Source organism: Pseudoxanthomonas sp. SORGH_AS_0997, from assembly GCF_031453535.1.
GTDB classification, from domain to species: domain Bacteria; phylum Pseudomonadota; class Gammaproteobacteria; order Xanthomonadales; family Xanthomonadaceae; genus Pseudoxanthomonas_A; species Pseudoxanthomonas_A winnipegensis.
This window is the reverse complement of sequence record NZ_JAVIZI010000001.1, coordinates 3,838,927-3,865,069: the sequence shown is the minus strand read 5'-3', so window position 1 is coordinate 3,865,069 and position 26,143 is coordinate 3,838,927. Positions and strand designations below refer to the sequence as shown.

Below are 26,143 nucleotides of genomic sequence, written 5' to 3'. Positions count from 1 at the left end.
CCGGCGCAGCGCCCGCCTTATGTCAGCATCGTCAGATTCAACGCCCTTGTCCGAGCCCTTGATCGAACTGGACCGCGCCACCGTGGTGCGCGGCGGCACGCCCGTGCTGGAGGCGTTGGACCTGCGCATCCAGCTCGGCCAGCACGTCGCGCTGCTGGGCCCCAACGGCTGCGGCAAGTCGACCTTCATCAAGCTGATCAACCGCGAGCTGTATCCGCTGGCGCGCGAGGGCGAGGCGCCGGTACGCGTGTTCGGCCAGAGCCGCTGGAACGTGGCCCAGCTGCGCACGCGCCTGGGCGTGGTCACTTCCGATGCCACCGCGCTGCTGCAGGAGATGCCGCAGCTGGGCGTGGACGATGCGGTGGTGACCGGGTTCTTCTCCAGCTTCGTGCTGCCGATCGACCAGGAGGTCACCGCGCAGATGCGCGCCCGGGCGGCCGAGGCGCTGGAGCGGGTCGGCGCCCAGGCGCTGTCCGGCCGGCCGGTGGCCGAGCTGTCCACCGGCCAGATGCGCCGGGTGCTGATCGCCCGGGCGCTGGTCCATCGGCCGCAGGCGCTGCTGCTGGATGAGCCCACCGCCGGCCTGGACGTGGTGGCCCAGCAGCAGTTCTGCGCGCTGATGGGCGAGCTGGCCCGGCAGGGCGTGACCCTGGTGCTGGTGACCCACCACCTGGAGGAGATCGTGCCGGAGATCGACCGCGTGGTGCTGATGCGCGAAGGCCGGATCCTGGCCGACGGCCCGCGCGCCGAGGTGCTGACCGCGGAGCGGCTGTCGCAGGCCTACGGCGCGCCGGTACGCGTGCAGCGCGACGGCGCCGTGTACCGGGCCATCGCCGGCTGAGCGGCAGGCTTGCCGCGGGCGGGTTGCAGACCCATCTTGCCTAGTCCGCCCCGCCCCTCGCGCGCCCCGCCATGCCCGAACTGCCCGAAGTCGAAACCACGCGCCGCGGCCTGGCCCCGCACCTGGAGGGCGCGGTGGTGCGCGCGGTGCTGCAGCGGCGCGACGACCTGCGCTGGCCGATCCCGCCACAGGTCCGCGCCCACCTGCCGGGCGCGCGCATCGACGCGGTGCGCCGCCGCGCCAAGTACCTGCTGCTGGACACCCAGGCCGGCAGCGCGCTGCTGCACTTAGGCATGAGCGGCAGCCTGCGCGTGCTGCCGGCGGCCACGCCGGTGAAGGCGCACGACCATGTCGACCTGGCCCTGGACGGGGGCCGGGTGCTGCGCTTCAACGACCCGCGCCGCTTCGGCAGCCTGCTGTGGCAGGAGCCGGGCAGCGTGCATCCGCTGCTGCAGGGTCTGGGGCCCGAGCCGCTGTCGGAGGACTTCGACGGCGCCTACCTGTTCGCGCGCAGCCGCGGCCGCAGCGCCTCGGTGAAGACCTTCCTGATGGACCAGCGCATCGTGGTCGGGGTGGGCAACATCTACGCGGCCGAGAGCCTGTTCAGCGCCGGCGTCCACCCCCTGCGCGCGGCCGGCAAGGTCTCGCGCGAGCGCTACGAGGCCCTGGCCGCGGCGATCAAGGCCATCCTGGCCTATGCCATCACCCGCGGCGGCACCACGCTGCGCGACTTCATCAGCCCCGACGGCGCGCCGGGCTACTTCGAGCAGGAGCTGTGGGTCTACGGGCGCCAGGGCCAGCCCTGCAAGCGCTGCGGCACCGCGCTGAAGGTCGAACAGATCGGCCAGCGCACCACGGTGTGGTGTCCGCGCTGCCAGCGGTAGCGGAAAAGTAACGAAAATTCTGTGCTGGTGATTCCGGTTCCACCAGCTATAGTCGGACCTCGTGGGGATCGACTCAGGATGTCGACGCATGGAAGTCGGTACCGATATCACCTTGCTGCTGGACTCGGCGCGCGGCGGCGACCGCGCCGCGCTGGACCGCGTGCTGGCCACGCTCTACCAGGAGCTGCACGGCATGGCGCGGCGCCAGCTGGCCGGCCAGCAGGGCCACACCCTGGACGCGACCGCGCTGGTGCACGAGTCCTATCTGAAGCTGCTCGGCGCCCAGGGCGCGGCGCATTTCGACGACCGCGCGCACTTCTTCGCCTACGCCGCTTCGGCGATGCGCTCGGTGGTGGTGGACTACGCCCGTAGCCGGCTGGCGCGCAAGCGCGGCGGCGACCTCAAGCGCGTGGCCGAGATCCCGGAGGACGTGGAGAGCAACCTGCTGCGCCTGGACGAGACCACCCTGGCGCTCAACACCGCGCTGGACCGGCTGGCCGATGCCGACCCGCGCCTGGCCAAGGTGGTGGAGATGCGCTACTTCGGCGGTCTGTCCGAGCTGGAGATCGCCGAGCTGATGCAGCGCTCGGAACGCAGCGTGCGCCGCGACTGGCAGAAGGCGCGGCTGTTCCTGCTGGCGGCGATGCAGGACGAGTAGCGCGCGAGCCCAAGACCCATGGATCCCGCGCGCTGGCAGCGCCTGTCGCCCCTGCTGGACCTGCTGCTGGACATGAGTCCGGCCCAGCGCGAGCAGGAGCTGTCCCGTCACCGGCAGCAGGACCCGGCGCTGGCCGACGAGCTGGCCGCGCTGCTGGCGCTGGAAGAGGACGCCGACGACAACTTCCCGCCGCCACTGCACGAACCGCAGCCCACCCCTGCGCCCGGGCACGCGCATCGGCCCCTACGTGCTCGAGCACGTGCTGGGCGAAGGCGGCATGGGCATGGTCTGGCGCGCCAAGCGTGCCGAGGGCGGCTACCAGCGGCGGGTGGCGCTGAAGCTGCTGCGCCCGGGCTTCGCCGACCACCGCCTGCGCCTGCGCTTCTCGCGCGAACGCGACATCCTGGCGCGGCTGGAACATCCGCACATCGGCCGCCTGCTGGACGCCGGCGTCGGCGACCAGGGCCAGCCCTACCTGGCGCTGGAATACGTCGAAGGCCTGCCCATCACCGACTACTGCCGCCAGCACGGGCTGGCGCTGGAGGCGCGGCTGGCGCTGTTCCGCCAGGTCTGCCAGGCGGTGAGCCACGCGCACGCCAACCTGATCGTGCACCGCGACCTGAAGCCCTCCAACATCATGGTCACCGTCCACGGCCAGACCCGGCTGCTGGACTTCGGCATCGCCAAGCTGCTCGACACGCCCGATGGCGCGGTGGCCAGGACCGAGCTGCGCGCCTTCACCCTGCACTACGCCGCGCCCGAGCAGGTCCGCGGCGAACCGGTCACCACCCGCACCGACGTCTACGCGCTGGGCGTGGTGCTGTACGAGATGCTGACCGGCCACAAGCCCTATCGGCTGCGCGGCGAGAACCCGCTGCAGTGGGAGCAGGCCATCATCGCGGTGGACCCGCAGCGCCCCTCGCAGATGGTGCTGAGCGCTAGCGAGACTGGCGAGGTGGGCCTGGACGCGCACCGCCAGGCGCGGCGCCTGCGCGGCGACCTGGACCGCATCGTGCTCAAGGCGCTGGCCAAGCGCCCGGAGGATCGCTATCCGTCGGTCGAGGCCCTGTCGGCCGACCTGGGCCGGCATATGGAAGGCCTGCCGGTGCAGGCGCAGCGGCAGAGCCTGGCCTATCGCCTGGGCAAGTACGCCACCCGCCAGCGCTGGTGGCTGCTGGCCGCCTCGCTGACGATCTTCGTGCTGGTCGGCGCGGCGGCGGTCAGCCTGCGCCAGGCGCGCGAGGCCATGCGCGAGGCGCAGCGCGCGCAGGCGATGCAGAACTTCGTGATCGGCCTGTTCGACAACACCGGCGCGGCCCCGCGCGGCGATGCGCTGGACACGCGCAAGCTGCTGGAGGACGGCGTGGCGCGCGGCGAGCGCGAGCTGGCCGGCCAGCCGCTGGCGCATGCCGAGCTGCTGGCCGTGGTCGGCCGCCTGCGCCTGGGCCTGGGCGACTACGAACAGGCCCTCGCCCTGCTCAGGCGCGGCCAGGCGCTGCTGGACGCCACCCCGGACCCGCCCGCGCAGCTGCGCCTGCAGCTGGCGACCCAGCGCGGCCGCGCCCTGGCCCAGCTGGACCGCGGCGCCGAGTGCGTGGCGGTGCTGGGCCCGCTGGAACCGCTGGCCCAGTCGCGCCGGGGCACCGAACAGAGCGTCGCCAACGAGTTCCTGTCCCAGTACGCGCGCTGCCTGCGCCAGATCGGCAGGCGCGATGAGGCCCGGACGCTGTTCGAGCAGGTGCTGGCGCGCCAGCAGTTGGCCGGGCTGCCGACCAACCAGGCCCAGAGCCTGCTCGACCTGGCGCAGACGGCGACCGACCGCGGCGACGAGCCGGCGGCCTTCGAGCTGTACCGCCAGGCGCTGGCCCAGCTGCACGGCCAAAGCGACACGGCGCTGGAGATCGACGTGCTGCGCGGCTTCGGCGCGGCCCAGCGCCTGCGCGGCGAGACCGACGCGGCGCAGGCCAGCTTCAACCGCGCGCTGACCCTGGCCGAGGCGTTCTACAGCCCGCAGCACCCGACCGTGGGCAACCTGCGCGCCTATCTGATGGCGCTGGACGTGGATCGCGGACGCTACGCCCAGGCCGAGCGCCAGGCGCGCACCCTGCTGGCCAACGTGCAGCGGCGGCTGGGCCCACAGCATCGCAACACCGGCCTGGCCTGGAACAGCCTGGGCATCATCGCCATGGAGCGCGGCGACAGCGCCCAGGCGCTGACCAACATCGAACAGGCGGTGGCCATCTGGCGCGCGCCAGGCAACGAAGGGCTGCTGCACGGCGGGCTGTTCAACATCGGCCTGGCGCAGCTGGCCGCCGGCCACCCCGCGCAGGCGCTGGGCGCGTTCCAGGCCTGCCGGCAGCTGCGCGTCGAGCGCTATGGCGCGCAGTCCGAGATCGTCGGCGAGGCCGACCGCATGATCGGCCAGGCGCTGGCCGATGCCGGCACGCCGGACCAGGCCGCGCCGTGGTTCGACAGCGCCGTGCGGCTGACCGCGGCCAAGACCGCGATGCCGCTGCGCCAGCGCAGCGCCGTGCTGGCCCAGGCCCGCAACCGGGCGCGGCTGGGCCAGACCGCGCCGGCGCAGGCGGCGCTGGCGGCCATGACCCAGCTGCCCATCGACACCAGCGAGACCCAGCGCCTGGTCTGGCGCGCCCGCGCCTACCTGGCCGAATCGCGCTGCGACGGCGCCGCGCCGTCCTCGGCCGTCGAGCTGAAGGCCCTGCAGGACGAACTGCACGACGCCCAGCCCGAAGGCGGCACGCTGGTCCGCGAGATCGACGACATCGCCCGGGCCTGCAACGCGCGCCTGCTGGCAGGCAACCGCTAGGGCCTGTCCCGGCGGCTTACTCGGGCAGCGGCAGCGGCGCCTGCAGCGGCTGCATGGACGACTCGCCGCGGGTGATCCGCTTGTATTCGGCGCGGCTGACCGAGACGTAGGACTCGTTGCCGCCGATCTCCACCTGCGGCCCGTCCTGGACCACGCGCCCCTGATCGTCCACGCGCACGGTCATGGTGGCCTTGGCGCCGGTGTGGCAGATGGTCTTGATCTCGCTGAGCTCGTCGGCCCAGGCCAGCAGCGCCTGGCTGCCTTCGAACAGCTCGCCGCGGAAATCGGTGCGCAGGCCGTAGCACAGCACCGGGATGCGGCGCTGGTCGACCACCTCGCTCAGCTGCCACACCTGCGCGCGGCTGAGGAACTGCGCCTCGTCCACCAGCACGCAGTGCAGCGCGCCGTGCGCGGCGATGTCGGCATCGACCACGGCCAGCAGGTCGTCCTCGGCCGTGAACGCTCTGCCCTCCGCGCGCAGGCCGATGCGCGAGGCCACCACGCCCGTGCCGGCGCGATCGTCCAGCCGCGGCGTCAGGATCAGCACCCGCATCCCGCGCTCGCGGTAGTTGTGCGCCGACTGCAGCAGCGTGGTGGTCTTGCCGGCGTTCATTGCCGAGTAATAGAAGTAGAGCTTGGCCATGAGGCGAGGAACGAGGAGGAAGGGCCGAGGAACGCGCGACAGCGGTCGCGCCTCAAGGGATGAGAGAATACCCGCAGCGGGAACGCTCCTGCCCTTCCTCGTTTCTCGTAGCTCTTTGGACCCATGGATTTCCTCAACCCCCCGCAGCGCGCCGCGGTGCTGCACGTCCATGGCCCGCTGCTGGTGCTGGCCGGCGCGGGCAGCGGCAAGACGCGCGTGATCATCGAGAAGATCGCGCACCTGATCGCATCAAAGCGCATGCCGGCCAAGCGCATCGCGGCGATCACCTTCACCAACAAGTCGGCCAAGGAAATGCGCGAGCGCCTGGCCAAGCGGGTCAAGGGCGACGCGGCCGAAGGCCTGACCATCTGTACCTTCCACGCGTTGGGGCTGAAGTTCCTGCAGATCGAGCACGCCGCGGCCGGGCTGAAGCGCAACTTCTCCATCTTCGACGCCGACGATTCGGCCGCGCAGATCAAGGACCTGATGCCGGGCGCCAAGCCGGACGCGATCGAGCTGATGAAGTCGCTGGTCTCGCGCGCCAAGAACATGGGCCTCTCGCCCGAGGCGGCCGCAGAGCTGGCCAAGAGCCCGCGCGAGGTCGAGGCCGCCGCCCTGTACGCGCGCTACCAGGCGCGGCTGGCGAGCTTCAACGCGGTGGATTTCGACGACCTGATCCGGCTGCCGGTGCAGATCCTGGAAGGCAACGCCGAGATCACCGCCGGCTGGCGCGAGCGCATCGGCTACCTGCTGGTGGACGAGTGCCAGGACACCAACGACGCGCAGTACCGTCTGCTCAAGGCCATCGCCGGGCCGCGCGGGGACTTCACCTGCGTGGGCGACGACGACCAGAGCATCTACGCCTGGCGCGGCGCCAACCCGGAAAACCTGCTGCAGATGGGCCGCGACTATCCGCAGCTGGAGATCATCAAGCTGGAGCAGAACTACCGCTGCTCCAACCGTGTGCTACGCGCGGCCAATGCGCTGATCGCGCACAACCCGCACGAGCACCTCAAGCAGCTGTGGTCCGACCAGGCCGATGGCGAGCGCATCCGCGTGTGGGAATGCCGCGACAACGACCACGAGGCGGAGAAGGTCGCCGCGGAGATCGCCTTTCTGCAGGCGGCCAAGCAGGTGCCGTGGAATGAGTTCTGCATCCTGTTCCGCGGCAACTTCCAGTCGCGGGTGATCGAGAAGGCGCTGCAGCTGCTGCGCATCCCCTACCACCTCACCGGCGGCACCGCGTTCCTGGACCGGCAGGAGGTGAAGGACGCGCTGAGCTGGCTGCGGCTGGTGGCCAATCCCGACGACGATGCGGCCTTCCTGCGCGCGGTGCAGAACCCCAAGCGCGAGGTCGGCGCAACCTCGCTGGCGCGCCTGGCCGAGATGGCCCAGCAGCGCCACCTGCCGATGGCGCGCGTGGCCGAGATCACCGGCGCGCTGCAGGCGCTGCCACCGCGCGCGGCCAACGGCCTGGCCAGCTTCAACGACGCGCTGCGCAGCCTGCGCGAGCAGGCGCCGCGCACCTCGGCGGCCGATCTGGTGCGGCTGCTGGCCGAGCGCTCGGGCCTGCTGGCCGACCTGCGCGTGCAGTCCAAGGACGAGGCTTCGTTCCAGCGGCGGAAGGCCAATCTGGATGAACTGGCGGACTGGTTCGGCGGCGGCCCGCGCGGCGCCAGCGCAGGCGACCTGGCCGCGCAGCTGGCGCTGCTGTCGCGCAACGACAAGGACGACGGCGGCAACCAGGTGCGGATGATGACCCTGCACGCTGCCAAGGGGCTGGAGTTCCGCTACGTGTTCATCGTCGGCTGCGAGGACGGCGTGCTGCCGCACGAGACCGCGCTGGAGGAAGGCTCGCTGGAGGAGGAGCGCCGGCTGATGTACGTGGGCATCACCCGCGCCAAGGAAGGCCTGTACCTGAGCCACAGCCGCACCACGCGCAAGTTCCGCGAGCTGATGCGCCTGCAGCCCAGCCGCTTCCTCGACGAATTGCCCGCGGCCGAACTGCAGCGCGACGGCGCCGATCCGGTGGCCGACGCGGCGCACAAGCAGGAGCGCGCCAAGGCAGGGCTGGCTGCGATCCAGGCGTTGTTTGATGATTAGTGGGTTGGGGTTGGGAGTGGCTTGAGGTGTTGAGAAGCGCTAAGACTCGGCGCTGACAGCACAAACCATTTCGCTGCTGCGAAGGTGGAACCCCGGTGTCTTCAACGTCCCCGTGGACTCCCGCTCTCGCGGGAACGCCGACGCAGTCGTTGCTGATGCTCAATCGGGAAAGCCCCTAACCCCTCCCCAACCCTCCCCTGCGCTACGCGCAAGGGAGGGGGCGCATCGCTGGGGGCTTCTTCCAATTGAGAAAGGCCCGGCTCCGCCTTAGTCGTTGGCCGCGACTTCGAGCTCCGCTGCGCTGCGCGCAATGGAAGAACGCTGAGCTGTGAGTGCCCAGCAGCTACAGCGAGAACACGACGATGGCCAGCCGCAGCGTCTGGCCGCGAAGCCTGCTACTAACCTCCGTCCTGTCTGGCCTGCCGGCGCTTTGCCCCCTCCCTTTCGCCGAAGGCGAAGGGGAGGGCCGGGGTGGGGTGCTTTTGCTTTTCGCTTCCCAGGCTTTCGAACGACGACACCGGCGCTGTCGGCGGCTTCAAGGCTCGGCCTGCACGGGCGTCGGCGTCGGCGCGGCAGACGACACCGCGGCCGCACCCGGCACAGCGGCAGGTGCAGACCTGGCGCGCGCGGCTTCGGCCGAGCCCGGCCTGCACTTCGGCCAGCACCTGCTGGATCAACGCGGCCGTAGCCGCAGCCGCCGCAGCGTTGATAGCTGCCCTGGACGGTTTGGGGGGTGCCATCGGCGCGGCAGTTGCGCCACCCGCACGGTCTTCCATCGGCGAGACGGCCGAGGCAATCGGTGCGGCGACAGGCAGCGGGGGCGCAGGCTTCGGCAATGCACCGGCATTGACTGCGGGCGTTGCGGCCACCGGCGCCTTCACTGCGGATGGCACGGATGGCGCGGATGCTGACGGTGATGCTGTTGATGGTGATGCAGAGGTGCGCGCCGCCGGGGGTTGTGCGAGCGCCGTCGGGACTACGCTCGGGACGGGTGTCGTTGGGCGTGCCGATGCTGGGACTGACGCTTGCGCAGCGGCGTGGCGCGGCGTGGTTTGTGAAATGGCGGTCGGCGCCATGCCCGCGACAGGCGAAGCGGCTGAAACTGGTAGCGACCACGCGGGTGCGGAGAACGAGGCGGCCGGCGGCCGGCCTGGAGGCCAGTGCGAGCAACGGCGCCTGGGGTTGGCCGGAGATCGGTCTTGTCGGCGGTACGCGGACCGGCGCGGGGGCACTCGCCGCACCGGCAGCGGCTGGCACGGACTTGGGCGCAGGCCCGGATGGCGCAGCGGTGGCGATCGCGGTGGTGGGTGGCTTGGTAGCCGCAGGTCTGGGTGTCGAAGTCGAGGTCGAAGCAGGCGTCGACGGGCGCGGCGCTATGAGCTGTGGCGGTGCCGCGCGCAGTCCCTGCACGGTCGCGACCGCAGAAGCCGGAGCCGCCACAGCGGCCGGCGTCACCACAGGGACAGTCGGCGCGGTGAGCGCCGGTGCGGGAGGCCTCGCTGGGGCGGGCCTGGCGGACGCAGCGGCCGGGGTGGGCACGACAGGCGCGGCTTCGGCCGACGCCATCCCAGTCGCAGGCGCGGCCTTGGCCGATGCGGTTCCAGCCCCAGGCGTCGCTTTGGCCAATGCCGCGCCAGCCACCGGCGCCGCTGGGATGGGCGCTGCTCCAATCGCAGGCGTCGCCTGGAAGGAGGCTGCTCCAGTCGCGGGCCTCGCCTGGACGGCAGCTGCTCCGCCCGCAGGCGCCGCTTCGGCGCGTACGGCTCCCGCCACCGGCGCCGCTTCGGTTCGCTCGGTCCCAGCCCCAGCCGCCGCAGCCACCGCCGGCGCCGGGGCCCGCAACCACGGCGAGGACGGCAACACGCAGGCCAGCGTGCGGCCGTACAGCTCGGCCTCGACCCGGCCCTGGTGGACGAACAGGTTGGCACCGCTGCGCTCGTACTTGAGGCCGGCGTTGGTCGGCCGCAGGAACACCACCGCCTGCTGCTTGCCGAAGCCCAGCACGGCGAAGGGCGGGTCGAAGCGGCTGTAGAACGCCGCCGTCAGCGGCGTGCCGGTGCCTTCGCAGACGAACGCCACGCGCGTGCCGGCCACGGTCTGCGGGTCCTGCAGCGCCAGTTCGACCAGCCGCGTGCGCAGCGCCTCGTCCACGCACGCGCTCGGGTCGGCCGCCTTCAGGCAGGTGTCGCGGTCGGCCTGCCACTGCGTCTGCCGCTTGGACAGGTTGCCGCGGTCCACGCCGCTGCGCAGGCGGGTGGCCAGATAGGCCTCGTGCACGCGCCGGTCCAGCAGGGCCAGGTCGGGCTGGGCGCAGATCAGCCGCTGCAGCGCGCTCAGCGGCGCGTCCAGCGGCAGGGCCGGCTCGCCCTCGATCGCCGGCCTGGGGCACTGGAACGAGGCCCGCACCGTCACCGGCGGGGCCGGCGTGTCCGGCAGCGCCTCCTCGGCCGCGGCATCGCCCGCCGCGGCGGCCGGCCGAGGGCGGTCGCAGCCGGCCAGCGCCAGCAGCAGCACGACGCCGGCGGTCAGAGGGGTGCGCATTGGATCGATTCCGAGGGCAGCGCGCGGGGCGCGTCCTGGAATGTCACGCCGAAGGCGGCGCGCTCAGGACAGCTGGGGCACCGCAGGCCCGGCCGGCTGCAGCTGCGCCAGGCGCGCCTCGAGGTCGGCCACGCGCGCCTCCAGCTCGGCGATGCGGTGCTCCAGCGCGCTGGGCGCGCCCTCGCCGGCCGCGCCGCTGGCGACGCGCGCGCTGATCGCCGCCACGTCCACCGGGCCTGCCAGCAGGTGCATCCAGCGGTCTTCGCGCTGGCCGGGGCCGCGCGGGATCTGCACCACCAGCGCCGGCTCGCGATGGGCCAGGCGCTCGAGGTGATGGCGCACATCCTCGGCATCGGCGAACGAGCCCAGGCGCTCGGCGCGGGCCAGCAGTTCGCCCGCGGTCTGCGGGCCGCGCAGCAGCAGCAGGCCGAGCAGCGCGACCTGCTGGTTGGGCAGGCTGAAGGCCTTGCCGGTGAGGTGTTCGTAGCGTTCGGCGCGCGAGGAGAACTGCTGGCGCGCCAGGCCGAGCGCCTCCAGCGCGCGCAGCGCGTGCTGCACGGCGCCGGCCTGCAGGTTCATGACCGGATCGCGCGCGGTCTTCTGGTTGGCGGCCGAGACCGCGGCATTGACCGTCAGCGGGTAGACATCCGGCGTGGTGGCTTCCTTCTCGATCAGGCAGCCCAGCAGGCGGGCCTGGGCGGTGTCGAGCTCGGGCAGGTCGGCGGCATCGGTCACAAGGCACCTGGGAACGGTTCAAGGGGCCGGCAAGGATAGCCGCCGCGCGCGGCCGGCGCCGAAGTGAGGCTGTCACCGCCAGCCGGTAAACTTGCCGGTCTCCTTCGCGTCGATCCCTCCCACGTGACCGCAACCCGACCGCTGCTCCTGAGCCTCTGCACCGTGCTGGCCCTGGCCGCCTGCAAGCGCACCGACCCGGCCGCCGCGCCGGCCGCCTCCACGCCGGCCCCGGCCACCGCCGCGGCGACCCAGCCCGTGCCGACCACGCCCACCGCGCCGGCCGACGACAACCTCAACGCGGTGCTGTGGGTGCAGCGTTCGGTCGAATACCAGGCCTTGTCGATCCAGACCTACCGCGCCGCCGCCGATCATCTGGACGCGGCGCTGAAGGAGAAGCACTGGGATGCGCTGGTGCCGGAGGAGCGCGGCAACGCCGCCACCGGCCTGAAGCCGGCGGTGATCCTGGACGTGGACGAGACCGTGCTGGACAACTCGCCCTACCAGGCGCGCCTGATCCGCGACAACGCCGAGTACGACGAGGTCAGCTGGGACCGCTGGGTGGCCGAGAAGAAGGCCAAGGCCGTGCCGGGCGTGGTCGACTTCGCCAAGGCCGCCAACGCCAAGGGCGTGACGCTGCTGTACGTCTCCAACCGCGCCGTGCACCTCAAGGACGCCACCATCGCCAACCTCAAGGCGGTCGGCCTGCCGGTGGCCGACGACAGCGTGTTCCTGGGCCTGGGCACCAACGTGCCGGGCTGCGAGCAGAACGGCACCGAGAAGAACTGCCGGCGCAAGCTGGCCGGGCAGCAGTACCGGGTGCTGATGCAGTTCGGCGACCAGCTGGGCGACTTCGTGCAGGTGGTGGCCAACACGCAGGCCGACCGCGAGAAGCTGCTGATGCAGTACCGCGACTGGTTCGGCGAGCGCTGGTGGATGCTGGCCGGCCCGACCTACGGCTCGTGGGAGCCGGCGCTGTTCAACAACGACTGGCAGCAGCCGCGCGAGGCGCGCCGGGCCGCCAAGCGCGCGCAGCTGGACGTGGCGCCATGAGCGCGCTGCAGCTGGCGCCGCGCGAGCGCCTGATCGTCGCCCTGGACGAACCCACCGGCGCCCAGGCGCTGGAGTGGATCGATCGCCTGGGCGATGCGGTGGGCTTCTACAAGATCGGCATGGAACTGCTGGCCTCGGGCGACTACTTCAGCGTGCTCGACGCGCTGGCCAGGCGCGACAAGAAGATCTTCGTCGACCTGAAGTTCTTCGACATCCCGGCCACGGTGGCCGGGGTGATCGCCGGGCTGTCGCGCTGGCCGGTGACCTTCGCCACGATCCACGGCTGGCACGCGCCGATGATGCAGGCCGCCGCGCAGGCGCGCCGCGGCGAGCTGCGCCTGCTGGCGGTGACGGTACTGACCTCGATGGACCGCGGCGACCTGGCCGCGATGGGCATCGACGCCGATCCGCAGGCCGTGGTGGTGCAGCGCGCGCTAGCCGCGCAGGCGGCCGGCATCGATGGAGTGATCTGCTCGGGTCTTGAGGCCGCGCCGGTGCGCGCGGCGGCCGGCGCCGGCTTCGACATCGTCTGCCCGGGCATCCGCCCGGCCGGCAGCGCGGTGGGCGACCAGAAGCGCGTGCTGGACGTGGCGCAGGCCTTCGCCGCCGGCGCCGATGCCATCGTGGTGGGCCGGCCGATCCGCCAGGCCAGCGATCCGCGCGCGGCGGCCGAGGCGATCCAGCAGCAGATCCTCGCTGCGCAGCAGACCGCGTAAGCGTCGCCCGGTGCGGGCGCGCCGCAGCGGCGCCCTGCACCGCGATCACGCCACCTGGAATCGCGCCGCCGCAGCGGCGCGCGGCCTTCAGACCACCTGGACCTGGTTGAGATTGTTCCGGGGGTCGAGCCAGAACGACTCGTTGGCGAAGCGCGCGAAGATCTCGCGCGGCAGCACCGGCGTGCGCTCGATCGCCTGGATCTTCGGCTTGACCGCATGCAGTCCGGGCATGCCGACGCGGGCGTCGAATTCGTCGGCGCTGTAGTGCACGTGGTCGAAGTCGTGCTCGAACCACGGCTCGCCCAGGAACGCATACACCGCGCGCATCGCCGTGCCCGGGTCGCGCGCCAGCGTGTCGTAATTGAGCAGCATCAGGCGCTGGGCGGCATGCGGCCCGTAGAAGGCCTCCTTGGTGGCCTGGAAGGCGAAGCCGACCATGCCGCGCGGGTCGGTCAGCGCCTCCGCGCGCGAGTACACCGTGGTGTTGGTGTCGTAGCGGAAGACCTTGCTGACGCTCAGCGGCTGGGCGCGCACCAGGCGCTCCATGCTGTCCAGCACCCAGGCCAGCGGCCGCACGCAGGCGATGACCCGCGCGCCGGGGAACAGCGTGGCCAGCAGCCCCATGCGGCTGCACCACAGCCGGCTGGTGTCGAACACCACCTGCGGCGCCGCGTTGACGCTGTAGAAGTTCTCGACCAGGCCGCGCAGCAGCGCGGCGCGCTGCGCATCGCTGACGTCGAAGGCGAAGTCGTTGCGGCTGCTGGCCTCGGCCATCACCAGGCCCATGATGTCGGCCAGCGGGCTGGTCATGCCGGCGCTGAAGCGCGGGTTCTGGTTGAGGATGGCGGCCAGCAGCGTGCTGCCCGAACGCGGCAGGCCGGAGATGAAGTGGAAGGCGCGGGGCGATGCGGGCTGGTCGGACATGGCGGCGGTCACTGGCGGGAGCGTGGGTCGGAGCCGGGCGCGTCCGGCGGCGGCGCGGTCGAGGCGCGCAGGCGCATCTGGTAGCCCACCTCGACCATGCTGGCGCCTTCGCGGCCCTGGATGTGCAGCAGCAGCTGGTCGGTGGCGCACTGGCCCATCTCGCGCACCGGCTGGTGGATGGTGGTCAGCGGCGGCCAGATCTGGGTGGCGATGTTGGTGTCGTCGAAGCCGCAGATCGACAGCTCGCGCGGCACCGACACGCCGGCCTCGGCGGCGGCCCAGATGGCGCCGGTGGCCATGTCGTCGTCGGCGGCGAAGATCGCGCTGGGCCGGTCGGCCAGCGCCAGCAGGCGACGCGCGGCGGCCACGCCGGATTCGAAGGAGAAGCGGCCCTGCACCATGTAGTCCGCGCGCTCCTCCAGGCCAGCGCGCTGCATGCCATCGCGGAAGCCGGCCAGGCGCCAGACCCCGGCGCCGTGGCGCGGGTCGCCGATGATGTGGGCGATGCGCCGGTGGCCCAGCGCCACCAGGTGATCGACCATCTCCGCGGCCGCCTCGCGCTCGCGCAGCATGACGCCGATGCAGCCCTGCGGGTCGCCCGGCGCGATCGAGGCGAACGGCAGCCCGGTGGCGCGCAGATGCGCCAGCAGCTGCGGATGGTCGGTCAGCGGCGGAGTGAGGATCAGGCCGTCGGGCCGATGGCGCGAGAGCAGGTGCTGCACGCGCTCGACCAGCTCCGGCGCGGGGTAGGCCAGCGGCTGCACCATCATGCTGTAGTCCTGCGCCTGGCAGGCCTGCAGCACGCCGGCCTGCACTTCCATGATGTAGCTGGGCGAGAGGTTGTCGTACAGCAGCATCACCGTGAAGGAGCGGTTGGTGGCCAGGCTGCGCGCCGAGGCGAGCGGGTGATAGCCGAGCTCGGCGATCGCCGCCAGCACGCGCGCGCGCACCACCTCGCGCACGTTGGGCTCGTCGTTGAGCACGCGCGAGACGGTCTTCTTCGACGTGCCCGAGGCGCGGGCGACGTCGTTGATGGTGACCCGTGCCGCCGGTCCGCCCATGTTCAATGCGTGGCGGCCCGTGCGGCCTGGGGCAGGCGGGCGAGCGGGCTGTTCCAGCCTTCGATCTCGACGACCGCCGCGGCCGCGGCGCGCGGATGGCGCGCGTGCAGGACGAGCGATTCGCCCGGCCACAGGGTGACGTCGTTGTCGTCCCACAGCACCGGCACGAGCGGCTGGCCGGCGGCGTCGCGCAGGGTGAGGTGCTGGAACACCGCCGGACCGGCCGCCCCGGCGGGCAGCGACAGCGTCACGGTGGTGAGCTCCTGATCGCCCTCGCGCCGGCTTGCCGCCTCGACCTGGCAGGACACCTGGGGCAGCGTCGACAGGCCGCGCAGGTCGGCGTCCTGGCTGGACGGGGTGGCGTACCAGTTGGAATGCTCCCAGTCGAGCACATCGGCGCGGGTGGACAGCCAGTACACGTTGCGCCCGAGCGCGGCGCCATCGGCGGCGGCCAGGTCCAGTTCGACGAAGTAGGTCGTGGACAGGCCAGTAGGCGGCGGCAGCGTGGCGATGCGGCGCGTGCGGTTGCCCGCGAGCGCGATGTCGTCCACCTGGCGCTGGTAACGCACCGCGCCGGACAGATCGCGCACCCGGAGCGTGGCGCGCAGGCCCTCGACCTGGCGCAGCGTGTGGTTCACCAACACCACCTCGCGCGAGTCGTAGGCGTACTGGATGTGCAAGGGCTCGTTGGCCTTCTTGGCGCCGAAGTAGGCGCCGGCGGGATGCAGATCATAGTCGTACAGATGCCAGTGCAAGGACGGCCAGGCGTTGTTGAGCATCCAGTAGATGACGCCGGTGGCCGGGTGGTCGGCGTCCATCCTCGCATTGAACGCCTCGAACTGCGCGCGGGTGTTGTCGTAGTTGTCCAGCTGCGCCTTGGCCACGTAGTCGGCCAGCCCGCTCGGCGCGCCGTAGCGACGCGCCAGCGCCTGGTCGAACAGCGTCAGCACCGCGAACGGCGACCAGGCGGCCGAGGCGTGGTACTGGCGCTGCAGGGGCAGCTTCCACAGCGCCTCCTGCTCCTGTTCCGACAGCATGCGCTGCAGGTCCTCCATGCGCGGGATGTCCGCGCCTGCGCTGACCTCCGAATCGAAGCCGAACGCCCCACCCAGCTTGTCGGCGTACCAGTACGCCGGCGGCACCCAGTCGTAGGGCCCGGCCATCTTCATGCCGGACGGGCCGAGGCCCTCGGCGGGCTTGTCGGCGGCGGCCGAGATCACCGGCAGCGACCAGTGCGCCGCATGCAGTGCATCCAGGTAGAGCCTGGCCAGCGCCGGCGGCGGGGCGTTGTCGCTGCCGATCAGGAAGCCGATCACCGACGGATGGTTGCGCAGCAGCCGCGCCTCGGTGGCCATCGAGGCCTGCGCCACGTCGAAGTCGTGCGCCTCCCAGGGCACGCCGCCGGTCTGCGCGGCGGATTCCCACATGTCGCAGCATTCCCAGCCGGCCAGGATCAGCAGGCCGTCGCGGTCGGCCAGTTCGTAGAAGCGCTGGTCCTCCAGCTTGCCCTCGGTGCGCAGCGTGTTGAGGCCCAGGTTGCGCACGTAGGCGAACTCGGTCTCCAGCCGCGCCGGGTCGTCGCGCAGGAACATGTCCGGCGCCCAGCCTGCGCCGCGGATCAGCAGCGGCTGGCCGTTGATCGTGAAGCGCCGGTATCCCTCGGCGGTCAGGTCGGACACCACGCTGCGGATGCCGAAGGCGGCCGCCGCCCGATCCGAATCCTTCCCACCCACCGCCGCGCGCAGTGCCAGCGCGTACAGCGGCTGCTCGCCCATGCCGGCCGGCCACCACAGGCGCGGATGCGCCAGCACCAGGCTTGGCGTGTCCTCGGGCGCGAAGGTGACCTCCTGCACCTGGCCGGGCGCCAGCGTGACGGTGCGCGTCAGAGGCACGTCGGCCACGCGCCCGCTGACAACGACTTCATGAGCGACCGTATCCAGGTTGCGCGCCTCCACCCGCACGGTCAGCGCGGCGCGGGCGTGGTCGTCGGACAGGGCGGTCTCGACCTGCGGGTCGCCCAGCGCCACCGGCCCGCTCTGCACGATGTCCACGCCGCGCCACGGCCCCATGTTGTTGTCCGGCGGCGTGGGGTTCCAGTCCACCCAGCCGATGCTCAGGCTCTGGCGCGGATCGGCCGGATGCACGCGCAGGGCGATCACGTTGCGCCCGGCGCGCACCCACGGCGTGACATCGAATTCGTTGACCGGATAGGCGCCGGCGATGGCGCTGCGATCGGCGACCAGATGGCCGTTGACCCACAGGTCGGCCGCGGCGATCACGCCGTTGGTGCGCACCCGCGTGCGCTGCCCGGGCATACGTGCTCCCAGGACGAATTCGCTGCGATACCACCACGGCGTCACCACCAGACTGCCCGAGCCGTCCGGCACCTGCACCGCGGTCAGGTTGTCGCTATGGAAGACATCGGGATAGAGGCCGTTCTCCAGCAACGCGGCCATCACCGTGGCGCGTGCGCTGGCCGCGTACCAGCCCTGCGTGGAGAAATCGGCGGCCGAGATCTCCTCGCCGCGCTGCTGCGCCTTGGTGCTGTCCTGGATCTGCCAGTGGGCGATGCGGGTGACGGTCCCGGCGTCCGCTCCAACGGTCGTGGGGGAATACGGCGTGATCGCGCCGGCCGTCGAGGCCGCGGCGAGCATCCACCACAGCAGGTGCCTGCAGGTCTGTCGCATGGCTCAGTGCTCCTCCAGATAGCGTTCTTCGATGCGCAGCGGCGCGAACGGCCAAGACGCCGTCTTCCTGGCCCAGATCAGGAAGGCGACGATGCCGGCCAGGATCCACGCGCTGGACAGCAGCAGCGACAGCGTCGAGGCCGACACGTAGACGAAGATCCAGCCCGCCGCCGCGACCACGCACGGCAGCGGATACAGCCACTGCCGGTAAGGACGCTTCAGCCCCAGCTGGCGCCGGCGCAGGATCACCAGCGCGGCGATCTGCGCCAGCGACTGCACCAGGATGGTCGCGGTCAGCAGCATGTTGATCACCTCGCTGAGGTCGAAGAAGGTGCCGACCGCGGTCACCGCGCCCATCACCAGCAAGGCCACGTGCGGGAACCCATGGCGGGCATGCAGGCGCCCGAACACCGCCAGGAACACCTTGTCCTGCGCCGCCTGGAACGGCACGCGCGAACCGCCGAGCAGCCCGGTGAACACCGAGGCGAAGGCCGTCACCACGATCAGCACCGTCATCACCGCGGCCGCCAGATGGCCCCAGCTGCGCTCCACCACCAGCGAGGCCACCGAGGTGGACCGCGCGATCTCCTGCCAGGGCGCGGCGCCGAGCACGCTGATGTTGAGCACCAGATAGATCAGCATCATCGCCACCACCGAGATGATGATCGAGCCAGGCATGGTGCGGCCCGGATCGCGCAGCTCATCGCCCAGATAGGCCGTGGTGTTGTAGCCCAGGTAGTCGTAGATGCCGATCACCAGCCCCGCGCCCAGCCCCAGGAAGAAGCGCCGGCCGAAGGCATCGGGCGGAAAGCCGAACGCATGGGCCGGATCGAACTCGGAGAACCCCGCCGCCGCCACGCCGGCCACCGCGACCAGCATGATCACCCACAGCCCGATGGTGATCGCCCGCACCGACTCGATGCGCCGGTACAGCAGCCAGACCACCAGCGCCGTGGCCGCCAGCCCGATCAGATGCGCCGGCCACCAGCCCAGCCCGGGCAGGAAGTAGCCCAGGTACTGCACCAGCCCGATGATGCCGGTGGACATCAGCAGCGGGATCGCCAGCAGCATCGTCCAGATGAACAGGAACGGCATCAGCTTGCCACTGCGGTACTGGAACGCCTCACGCAGATAGACATAGGTGCCGCCCGAGCCGGGCATGGCTGCGCCGAGCTCGGCCCAGACCAGGCCGTCGGCCACCGCCAGCAGCGCACCGGCGATCCAGCCGACCACCGCCTGCGGGCCGCCCAGCGTGGCCACCATCAGCGGGATGGTGATGAACGGCCCGACGCCGCACATCTGGGTCATGTTGAGCGCGGTGCCCGAAAACAGGCCGATGGAGCGGTGGAAACCGCCGTCCTGCCCCGCCTGGGGCGCGTTGTGGTCCTGCATGTATCACCTCTTCCAGGCCTTGGGCCTTCCCGTTTCCCGCTGCCGGCCCGCGAGCCGGCAGCGCCTCGCGCCACGCGCACGGCGTGCGCTCACCACTGGCCGCGCACGCCGAAGGTGAACATCCGCTCGGAGAAGTTGGAATGCGCCGGCTGGTCGGGCCAGACCAGGTAGTACTTCTGGTATTCGTTGGTGAGGTTGGTGGCGTTGATCACCAGCTCGGCGTACTTGCTCAGCTTGTAGGACGCCGAGGCGTCCAGGTACTTCTGCGGCGCCTCGTAGAGCTCCATGCCGGTGATGCCGCCGATGCTGTCGCCGACCGCGCGCCGCGAGCGGTAGTTGTAGGCCAGGCGCGTCTGGAAGGCGCCGTCCTGGTACCACAGGATCAGGTTGCCGGACTTGGTCGAGTTGTCCTGGAACGGGATCTTCTTGCCGGCCAGGTCGCGCTCACCCGAATCGCTGGGCGCATAGGTCGCATTGACCTCCACGCCGGTGTTGGCCAGCAGGCCCGGCAGGAAGGTGAAGCCCTGGCGGTAGTCGAACTCGGCGCCCTGGATGCTGTTGCCCGAGCCCTGCACCGGCTCGGTGATCACGATGCAGTGGTTGCGCACCACACCATCCTCGTCGGGCAGGGTGCAGTTGGTCACCGAGCCGTTCTTGATGAAGCTCTCCATGTTGATGCGGAACAGCGCCAGGCTGAGCATGCTGCTGGCGTTGATGTAGTACTCCAGCGAGGCGCCGTAGTTGCTCGAGCGCCACGGCTTGAGGTCGGGGTTGCCGCTGGACTGGCCGCTGGAGACGCGGAAGATCGCCCCGTCCGGCGTCTCCATCAGCGAGTAGTCCAGCTGCAGGCCGCCGCCCCAGGTGCTCAGGTCCAGCGGCATCATGTTCTTGGAGTAGGCCAGGCGCAGCTTCAGCCCTTCGGTGATGTCCAGCGAGAAGTTGGCCGCCGGCAGCACGTCGGTGTAGCTGCGATGGGTGGTCTCGGTGCCGGCGAAGACCGGCTCGTCGCCATAGGCGCCCGGCGCGCCGCCGAGGTACTGGGTGACGTTCAATCCGGTGCGCACCACGCGCACGCCGACGTTGCCGCTATACGGCATCTGGCCCAGGTCGCCACCGAAGTCCAGCTGCAGATAGCTGGACAGTTCGTGCAGGCCCACGTCCCAGGTGGTGCCGGGCTCGCCCACCTTGACGGTGCCCGGATACAGCGACTGCCAGTAGTCGAGCGGGTTGATCATCGAATCCGGGTTGATCGCCCAGAAGTTCAGGCCCGAACCGAGCAGGTTGTCGTACTTCTTCCACGCCCGCGACAGCGGCGCGGCGGTCAGCGGCATCTGCAGCGCCGACAGCGAACCGGCGCGGAAGTAACCCTGGTCGTTGCCGGCGGTACACGCGCCGCTGTCCAGCACCACGTCGGCGCCGACGTAGCGCACCAGGCAGCCTTTGGGATCGCTGGCGCCCATGCCGGCGTAGACCGGCGCCTCCAGCGTCCAGCCGCGGTTGCCGGCGTTGCGGATGCTGTTGCGCACGCCGAACTGCAGCACCAGGCCATCGTTGAAGTGCAGCTTGCCGTCGAAGCGCAGCGCGTTGAGCGCCACCTGGCGGTCGTAGTCGCCCGAGGATTCGAGCGTCTTGAGCGACCAGCCGTACGGGTTGGCGAACTGGTCGGCCAGCCCCTGCGGCAGGCCCATCTTCAGGTAGCGCCCGCGGAAGTCGGCCAGCACCGGCACCGTGTTCTGCGGCATGCCGTTGCTGTTGAACACGCGGTTGCCGCCCAGCTGCGCCGGGTAGACCATCGTGCCCGGCGGCACCGCATCGTCGGGCACGCCGTCCATCAGATGGTTGGGCCACAGCGCGCCGTCGGAGTTGGAGATGTTGACGTCGGTCTCGATGCTGGACTGCGTGGCGCTGGCGTGCAGGCCGCGCAGACTGCCGGTGAACAGCCCGCCGTTGTCGTAGTCCAGCTGCAGGTTGAAATTGCGCGCGATCGAGTCCTTCTGCGCGATCTCCGAGAACGACTCAACATCGCCCGGCCACTTCTGATACACCTGCGTGGTGTACATCTGCGAACCGGCCCAGTCCGGATCCGGCGTGCCGTAGGCGCCGGCGACCGCGCGCCCGGTGTCGCGCGAGACATTGGGCACGTAGGTGGCGCCCTGCCAGTTGGTCGAGTTGAACTGGATGCCGGCGATGGTGTTCCACTCGTGTTGCTGGGAGTAGAAGAAGTCGCTGGTCAGGTTGAAGCCGCCGCCCAGGTCGGCCTGGAAGGACAGGTTGCCGGACTTGCGCTTGCGCCGCGTGGACTGCTGCCACAGGTTGATGTCCTGGCTGCCCATGAACACGCCGTTGGACTTGCCGTCGCCGTTGACGTCCACGGTGCCGTCGGCGTTCTGCACGATCTGCGAGGGAATCGGCGCGCCGTTCCACGGCGTCAGGAACCCGTTGTAGCCGCCGGCGCTGGCTGCGTTCTCGCCGTTGAGCACCACACCGTACTGGTCCAGGCCCTCGCGCGAGTTCGAGCGCGTGGTGTCCGAGTAGTCGACCGACGCCAGCACGCCCCAGTGGTGGTCGTCGTTGTAGGAGATCAGCCCGTTGGCCTCCGGCCCCCAGCGCCGGCTGCTGGTGCCGCGCTCGCCATTGGCCGAATAGCTGTAGGTGAAGCCGCTGGGCAGGTCCCAGGGCCGGTAGGTGTGCAGATCGATGGCGCCGCTGATGCCCGAGGCGGTTTCGTTGGCGGTGGCCGACTTGACCACGTCCACGCCCTGGAACAGCGTCGAGGGCAGCATCGTGAAGTCCGGCTGCTGCGAATCGATCTGGTCGGCGGTGATGAACACCTCGCCGTTGAGCATGGTGCCCACCTGCGGCAGGCCGCGCACGTCCACCGAGGTGCCCACGCCGGCGTCGCGGTTGATCTGCACGCCGGTGATGCGCTGCAGGGAGTCGGTGATGGTGGTGTCCGGCAGCGCGCCGATGTTCTCGGCGGTGATGCTGTCCTGGATGTTGGCCGCATCGCGCTTGACGTCGATGGCATGGGCCTGCGACTCGCGCACGCCGGTGACGGTGACGGCCGTGAAGTTGGTGACGTCGGGATTCTTGCCGTCCTGGTCCTGGCTGGATTTCGGCGTAGACGCCGCGGCGGGCGTTGTGGCCTGCGTGGCGTCGCTGCGCGTGTCCTGTTCGCCTGAGGCGGGATCGGTCGGTGACGTAACGGCCGCGGCCGGCAGCGCGGCGAACAGGGACAGGGTGACGGCGATGGCCAGCGGATGGATGCGGTGAGCGGTGGACATGAGCATTGACCTCGTGATGGTGGCTTGGCAGGCGCCAGGAAGCCGAGGTACTGCAGGGATGGGAGGGACCGGGTCGCGCAGTCCTGCGCGGGAGACGATGAAAGTCCTGGCTTGCCTCTGGCCGCGCGCGAACGGCGCAACGGCGGCGCGGCGTGCGCCGCGCGTGTCGCCGTTATCCGGAGAACAGGATCTTGGCCAGCGCCCACTGGCCCAGGCGCGGATCGCCGGTGGCGAAGATGCACAGGTCCTGGCGACCGGCATCGGGGAGGACCAGATCGGCCTCCAGCAGCGCCAGTCCGGAGGACTGCGCCTTGTGGTCCAGCGGCAGACGCGCCAGCAGCGGGCCATCGCAGCCGCCGGTATGCAGCTCGAATTCGCCGTCGGGGCTATGCCGGCGCCGCACCACCGCGCCCTTGGCCTCGTCGCCGAAGCGCCAGGTCACGCGCCCGGCCGCCAGCGCCACGCGGCGCGCGTCGTCCAGCGGCGCCTGCGGCCAGCGCCAGCAGGCATTGCCGATGTCCACCGAATAGACCGTCCCCGGCGGCGATGCGCCGGCCTGCACGGCCCCGCTCAGGCGCGAGGGCGGCTCGCCCGAACACGTCGCCAGCGCACTGCCCGCACGCGTGCGCAGCGCCTGTCGGTCGACCTGCTGACGGCGCACGCCGGCGAGCGGCTGGCCGTTGGCATCGAAGGTCGCCACGCGCAGCGTCGTGCCCTGGGCGAGCAGCAGCGGCTCCGTATACAGCGGCGCCTGCGCGTCGGGCGTGCTGCCGTCGGTGGTGTAGTGGATGGCGCCGGCCTGGACCTGGTTGGACACGACCGCACGCACGCGTCCATCGGCCTGCGCCTCGAGCGCGATGACGGGCGCGAAGGCGCTGTCCGCATCGGCGATGCCCAGCGCGCGCTCGCGCGCCAGCGTCGCTGGCAGGCGCGCCAGGAAGCCAACCCAGTCGTGGCTGCTCGCCGGCGACCAGGCCAGTTCGGCCAGCGCCGCCAGGCGCGGGAACAGCGCGTGCTGGACGTGGGCGAAGCTCGGCATCTGTTCGGTCCACAGCGCGGCCTGCACGCCGAGCACGCGCTGCGCCTCGGCCTGGCTGGCCCCTTCGGGAATGACCGCGGTGTCGTAGGCCTGGCGCAGGCTCACCACGGGCGGCGGGCCGGGCCATTCGTCGGCCAGTGCGGACTGCACGTGATCGAAGTACAGCGACTCCTGCGGCGCGATCACGACCTGGTGGCCCTGCCGCAGCGCGGCCAGGGCCACGCGCTCGTGATCCTGGCCGTGCCAGGACATCACCACCTGCGAGTCCGGCAGCGCGACGCCGGACTCCACCGCGTCGTCCCAGCCCACCGGCACGCGTCCGCGTCGGCGCAGCTGATCGGCGACCCGCGCCATGAACCAGCCCTGCAGCTGATCGCCGCTGGTCAGCCCCAGCGCGCGCCGCTGCGCCTGCACCGCGGGCGAGGCGTCCCACTGCGCATGGTCGGCCTCGTCGCCGCCGAAGGAGACGTAGCGCGAGGGGAACAGCTGGGTCGCATGCGCCAGCACGGCATCGACGAAGCGCAGCGTCCGCGCGCTGGGCGCCAGCAGCCAGGCGCTGACGCCCCAGTCGGTCCACACCGCCGGGCGGCGCCCGCTGACGCCCAGCCACGGATAGGCGGCGATGGCCGCCTGCGCATGGCCGGGCATGTCGATCTCCGGCACGACCTCGATGTAGCGCCGCGCGGCGTAGCGCACGATCTGCCGTATCTGCGCATCGCTGTAGCTGCCGCAGTAGGCGCCGGCGCGGTCGGCCGGCTCACTGCCGTCGGCGGCGGCCGGGCGGCAGGCGCCGATGCGCGTCAGTTCGGGATAACCGGGCACCTGCAGGCGCCAGCCCTGGTCGTCGGTGAGGTGCCACAGCAGCACGTCGAGCTTGGCCAGCGCCATGGCATCGATCAGGCGCTCGATGTCGGCCACGCGCTGATAGTGCCGGGCCGAATCGAGCAGCAGCGCGCGCCAGGCGAAGCGCGGCGCATCGTCGATCGCGCCCTGCGCCACCGCCACCGCCGCACCGCGCGCGTGGCCGGGCGGGGTGAGCAGCTGCCACAGCGTGGTTTCGCCGTAGAACGCGCCACGCGGCGTGCGCGCCTGGACCAGGATGCCCTGCGCCTCGATGCGCAGGCGATAGCCGGCCTCGTCCAGCGCGGCGCGCGGGTCGATGACGATGCGGATGGCTGGCGCCGCGCCGTGCGCGCCGGCCACGCGCAGGCGCGGGCCACCGGTCGCGTCGAGCAGCTGCAGCAGATGGTCGGCGAGGAAGCGCGCGTCGCCGGCGTCGGCCCCCTCCACCGCCAGCGCGGCGCCGTCGGCGACCTCGAACGTCCCGGTGCCGGCCGGCACCACCTGCGCCGGCGCCGGCAGCAGCGGCCAGGGCGTCGCGACGTGCGCGGCGGCGGCATGCCCGGCCGCGCACCCGCCGAAGGCGATGCACAGCCGCAGCAGCGCCGCACGCAGGCCGTTCATGCGGCCTGGCCGCCGGAAGGAAACGCGGGCAGCCCCTTGTCCAGATACCAGCGGGCCGCGCCGAGCACACCGTTGCGCCCGTGTTCGACCACCCACACCGGCACCGGCGCCAGCAGGGTGCGCGCGCTGCGGCCATGCAGGAAGCGCAGGTGGAAGGCGCTGCGCGCCAGTTCGGCCTGCATCGAGGACAGGAAGCCGCCCGCCAGATACACCCCGCCGGTCGCCATGAACGCCAGGGCCAGGTCGCCGGCCAGGCCACCGAGCGCGGCGCAGAACATCGACACGGCCTCGGCCGCCTGCGCATCGTCCTGCGCGGCGGCGGTCACCGCCTCGGGCGCCTGCAGGCGCGGCGCGACGCCATCCAGCGCGCACAGGGCCGCGTAGAGCGTCAGCAGGCCGCGCCCGGACACGATCCGTTCGACCTCGACATAGCCGCCCTGCGGCGCCAGTTCGCTGAGCACGGCGCGCTCGCGCAGCGAATGCGCCGCGAACGCCATCTGCCCCGCCTCGGTGGTCAGCACCACGCCGCCGGCCGCACCCGGCAGATGGACGACCGCCCCCAGGCCGGTGCCCGGGCCGATCACCAGAACCGGCCCACCACTGGCGACGGTCGGCCCACACAGATGGCGGCGCTGCTGCGCGAAGCCTTCCAGCGCGTAGCCCAGCGCCTCGAAGTCGTTGAGCACCGCCACATGCTCCAGCCCCAGCGCCTGGCGCAGCGCACCGGTGCCGATCGGCCAGGGCAGGTTGTCGTTGACGACCTCCTCGCCGACCAGCTGGCCCGCACAGGCGAGCACGCAGTGGCGCACCGGCTGCTGGGTGTCGGTGTCGAGGAAGGCGCGCAGCAGCGCGGCCAGCGAGGGGAACTGCGCGCAGGGGTAGCTGCGGTAGGCCAGGGTCTCGAGCCGGTGGCCCTCGCCGGGCAACGCGCGCATCAGCGCGACCCGCGCATGGGTCCCGCCAATGTCGGCGGCCAGGAACACCGAGCTCCCCCGATCCACCGACCGCATCGATGCCGTGACCACCATGCCGTGTTCCCCAACAGGCCCCGGCGGGAGATTAAGCACCACATGACACCGGTGTCAACGAGGGATGACGCGGCTGTGACCAGGGGTGAGCGCGGCCCGTGCCGACGACGGCACGGCGGCACTCATCGAGCAGTGGCAAGTCGCTGGGGGAGATGTCCCCAAAGGCCTTCGACATCACGTGGGTGTGCGTGGCCCGCTCCGGATCAGGCCAGCTTCGCGGACCCGGCAGCGCCTTCGGTCCGAGGAAAGACGTTCCCACTACCGAT

17 protein-coding genes are annotated in these 26,143 nt (G+C 71.5%); 7 read left to right on the top strand and 10 right to left on the bottom strand.

Annotated features, from left to right (window positions below; all coding sequences use genetic code 11):
- The first annotated feature begins 19 nt into the window (after positions 1–19).
- From QE438_RS16785 to QE438_RS16770, 4 genes are all read left to right on the top strand, one after another.
- Complete coding sequence (locus tag QE438_RS16785) at positions 20–841, top strand: ATP-binding cassette domain-containing protein (RefSeq protein ID WP_306994000.1); 822 nt, start codon at positions 20–22, stop codon at positions 839–841.
- Positions 842–912: 71 nt separating this feature from the next.
- Positions 913–1,725: a bifunctional DNA-formamidopyrimidine glycosylase/DNA-(apurinic or apyrimidinic site) lyase gene (gene mutM, locus QE438_RS16780; RefSeq protein WP_130523885.1), complete on the top strand. Its 813-nt coding sequence runs from the start codon at positions 913–915 to the stop codon at positions 1,723–1,725.
- A gap of 88 nt (positions 1,726–1,813) precedes the next feature.
- Positions 1,814–2,383, top strand: coding sequence for an ECF-type sigma factor (locus tag QE438_RS16775; protein WP_130514894.1), 570 nt, complete (start codon positions 1,814–1,816; stop codon positions 2,381–2,383).
- A 247-nt stretch (positions 2,384–2,630) separates the two neighbouring features.
- Positions 2,631–5,210: a protein kinase gene (locus QE438_RS16770; RefSeq protein WP_309735578.1), complete on the top strand. Its 2,580-nt coding sequence runs from the start codon at positions 2,631–2,633 to the stop codon at positions 5,208–5,210.
- Between the two features lie 16 nt (positions 5,211–5,226).
- Here QE438_RS16770 and QE438_RS16765 read toward each other — a convergent pair whose 3' ends face one another.
- On the bottom strand, positions 5,227–5,853 hold the full coding sequence (locus QE438_RS16765; RefSeq protein WP_130514888.1) for a thymidine kinase: 627 nt from the start codon (positions 5,851–5,853) through the stop codon (positions 5,227–5,229).
- A 123-nt stretch (positions 5,854–5,976) separates the two neighbouring features.
- Here QE438_RS16765 and QE438_RS16760 point away from each other — a divergent pair, with 123 nt between their 5' ends.
- Entirely contained in the window at positions 5,977–7,956 is a 1,980-nt protein-coding gene (locus QE438_RS16760; protein ID WP_130514886.1) for a UvrD-helicase domain-containing protein, read from the top strand.
- A gap of 267 nt (positions 7,957–8,223) precedes the next feature.
- On the opposite strand, the gene QE438_RS16755 is transcribed toward QE438_RS16760, so the two are convergent.
- Complete coding sequence (locus QE438_RS16755; RefSeq protein ID WP_309735571.1) at positions 8,224–10,497, bottom strand: hypothetical protein; 2,274 nt, start codon at positions 10,495–10,497, stop codon at positions 8,224–8,226.
- Between the two features lie 63 nt (positions 10,498–10,560).
- Positions 10,561–11,232, bottom strand: a complete 672-nt coding sequence (locus QE438_RS16750; RefSeq protein WP_306994005.1) for a DUF480 domain-containing protein — start codon at positions 11,230–11,232, stop codon at positions 10,561–10,563.
- Positions 11,233–11,355: 123 nt separating this feature from the next.
- Between QE438_RS16750 and QE438_RS16745 the strand changes: the two genes are divergently transcribed.
- Together QE438_RS16745 and pyrF are read left to right on the top strand one after the other, a co-directional pair.
- Entirely contained in the window at positions 11,356–12,282 is a 927-nt protein-coding gene (locus QE438_RS16745; RefSeq protein WP_307184068.1) for a 5'-nucleotidase, lipoprotein e(P4) family, read from the top strand.
- Positions 12,279–12,998, top strand: coding sequence for an orotidine-5'-phosphate decarboxylase (pyrF, locus tag QE438_RS16740; protein WP_306994007.1), 720 nt, complete (start codon positions 12,279–12,281; stop codon positions 12,996–12,998). Before QE438_RS16745 ends, pyrF begins: the two co-directional genes overlap by 4 nt.
- 87 nt (positions 12,999–13,085) lie before the next feature.
- Here the strand turns inward: pyrF and QE438_RS16735 are convergent, their stop codons facing one another.
- The 7 genes from QE438_RS16735 to QE438_RS16705 all read right to left on the bottom strand — a co-directional run bounded on the left by QE438_RS16735 (position 13,086) and on the right by QE438_RS16705 (position 25,850).
- Positions 13,086–13,922, bottom strand: coding sequence for a sulfotransferase (locus tag QE438_RS16735; RefSeq protein WP_130534944.1), 837 nt, complete (start codon positions 13,920–13,922; stop codon positions 13,086–13,088).
- Positions 13,923–13,930: 8 nt separating this feature from the next.
- Positions 13,931–14,983 carry a LacI family DNA-binding transcriptional regulator gene (locus QE438_RS16730; RefSeq protein ID WP_306994010.1) on the bottom strand — a complete coding sequence of 351 codons (1,053 nt, stop codon included), beginning with the start codon at positions 14,981–14,983 and terminating at the stop codon, positions 13,931–13,933.
- 2 nt (positions 14,984–14,985) lie between these two features.
- Positions 14,986–17,670, bottom strand: a complete 2,685-nt coding sequence (locus tag QE438_RS16725) for a sugar-binding domain-containing protein (RefSeq protein WP_306994012.1) — start codon at positions 17,668–17,670, stop codon at positions 14,986–14,988.
- A gap of 3 nt (positions 17,671–17,673) precedes the next feature.
- Positions 17,674–19,062 (bottom strand): APC family permease, encoded by a 1,389-nt coding sequence (locus tag QE438_RS16720; protein WP_306994014.1) that lies wholly within the window; start codon positions 19,060–19,062, stop codon positions 17,674–17,676.
- A gap of 89 nt (positions 19,063–19,151) precedes the next feature.
- On the bottom strand, positions 19,152–22,346 hold the full coding sequence (locus QE438_RS16715; RefSeq protein ID WP_306994016.1) for a TonB-dependent receptor: 3,195 nt from the start codon (positions 22,344–22,346) through the stop codon (positions 19,152–19,154).
- A gap of 172 nt (positions 22,347–22,518) precedes the next feature.
- Positions 22,519–24,849 (bottom strand): family 20 glycosylhydrolase, encoded by a 2,331-nt coding sequence (locus QE438_RS16710; protein ID WP_306996233.1) that lies wholly within the window; start codon positions 24,847–24,849, stop codon positions 22,519–22,521.
- Positions 24,846–25,850, bottom strand: coding sequence for a glucokinase (locus tag QE438_RS16705; RefSeq protein WP_309735560.1), 1,005 nt, complete (start codon positions 25,848–25,850; stop codon positions 24,846–24,848). Before QE438_RS16705 ends, QE438_RS16710 begins: the two co-directional genes overlap by 4 nt.
- Positions 25,851–26,143 lie beyond the last annotated feature (293 nt).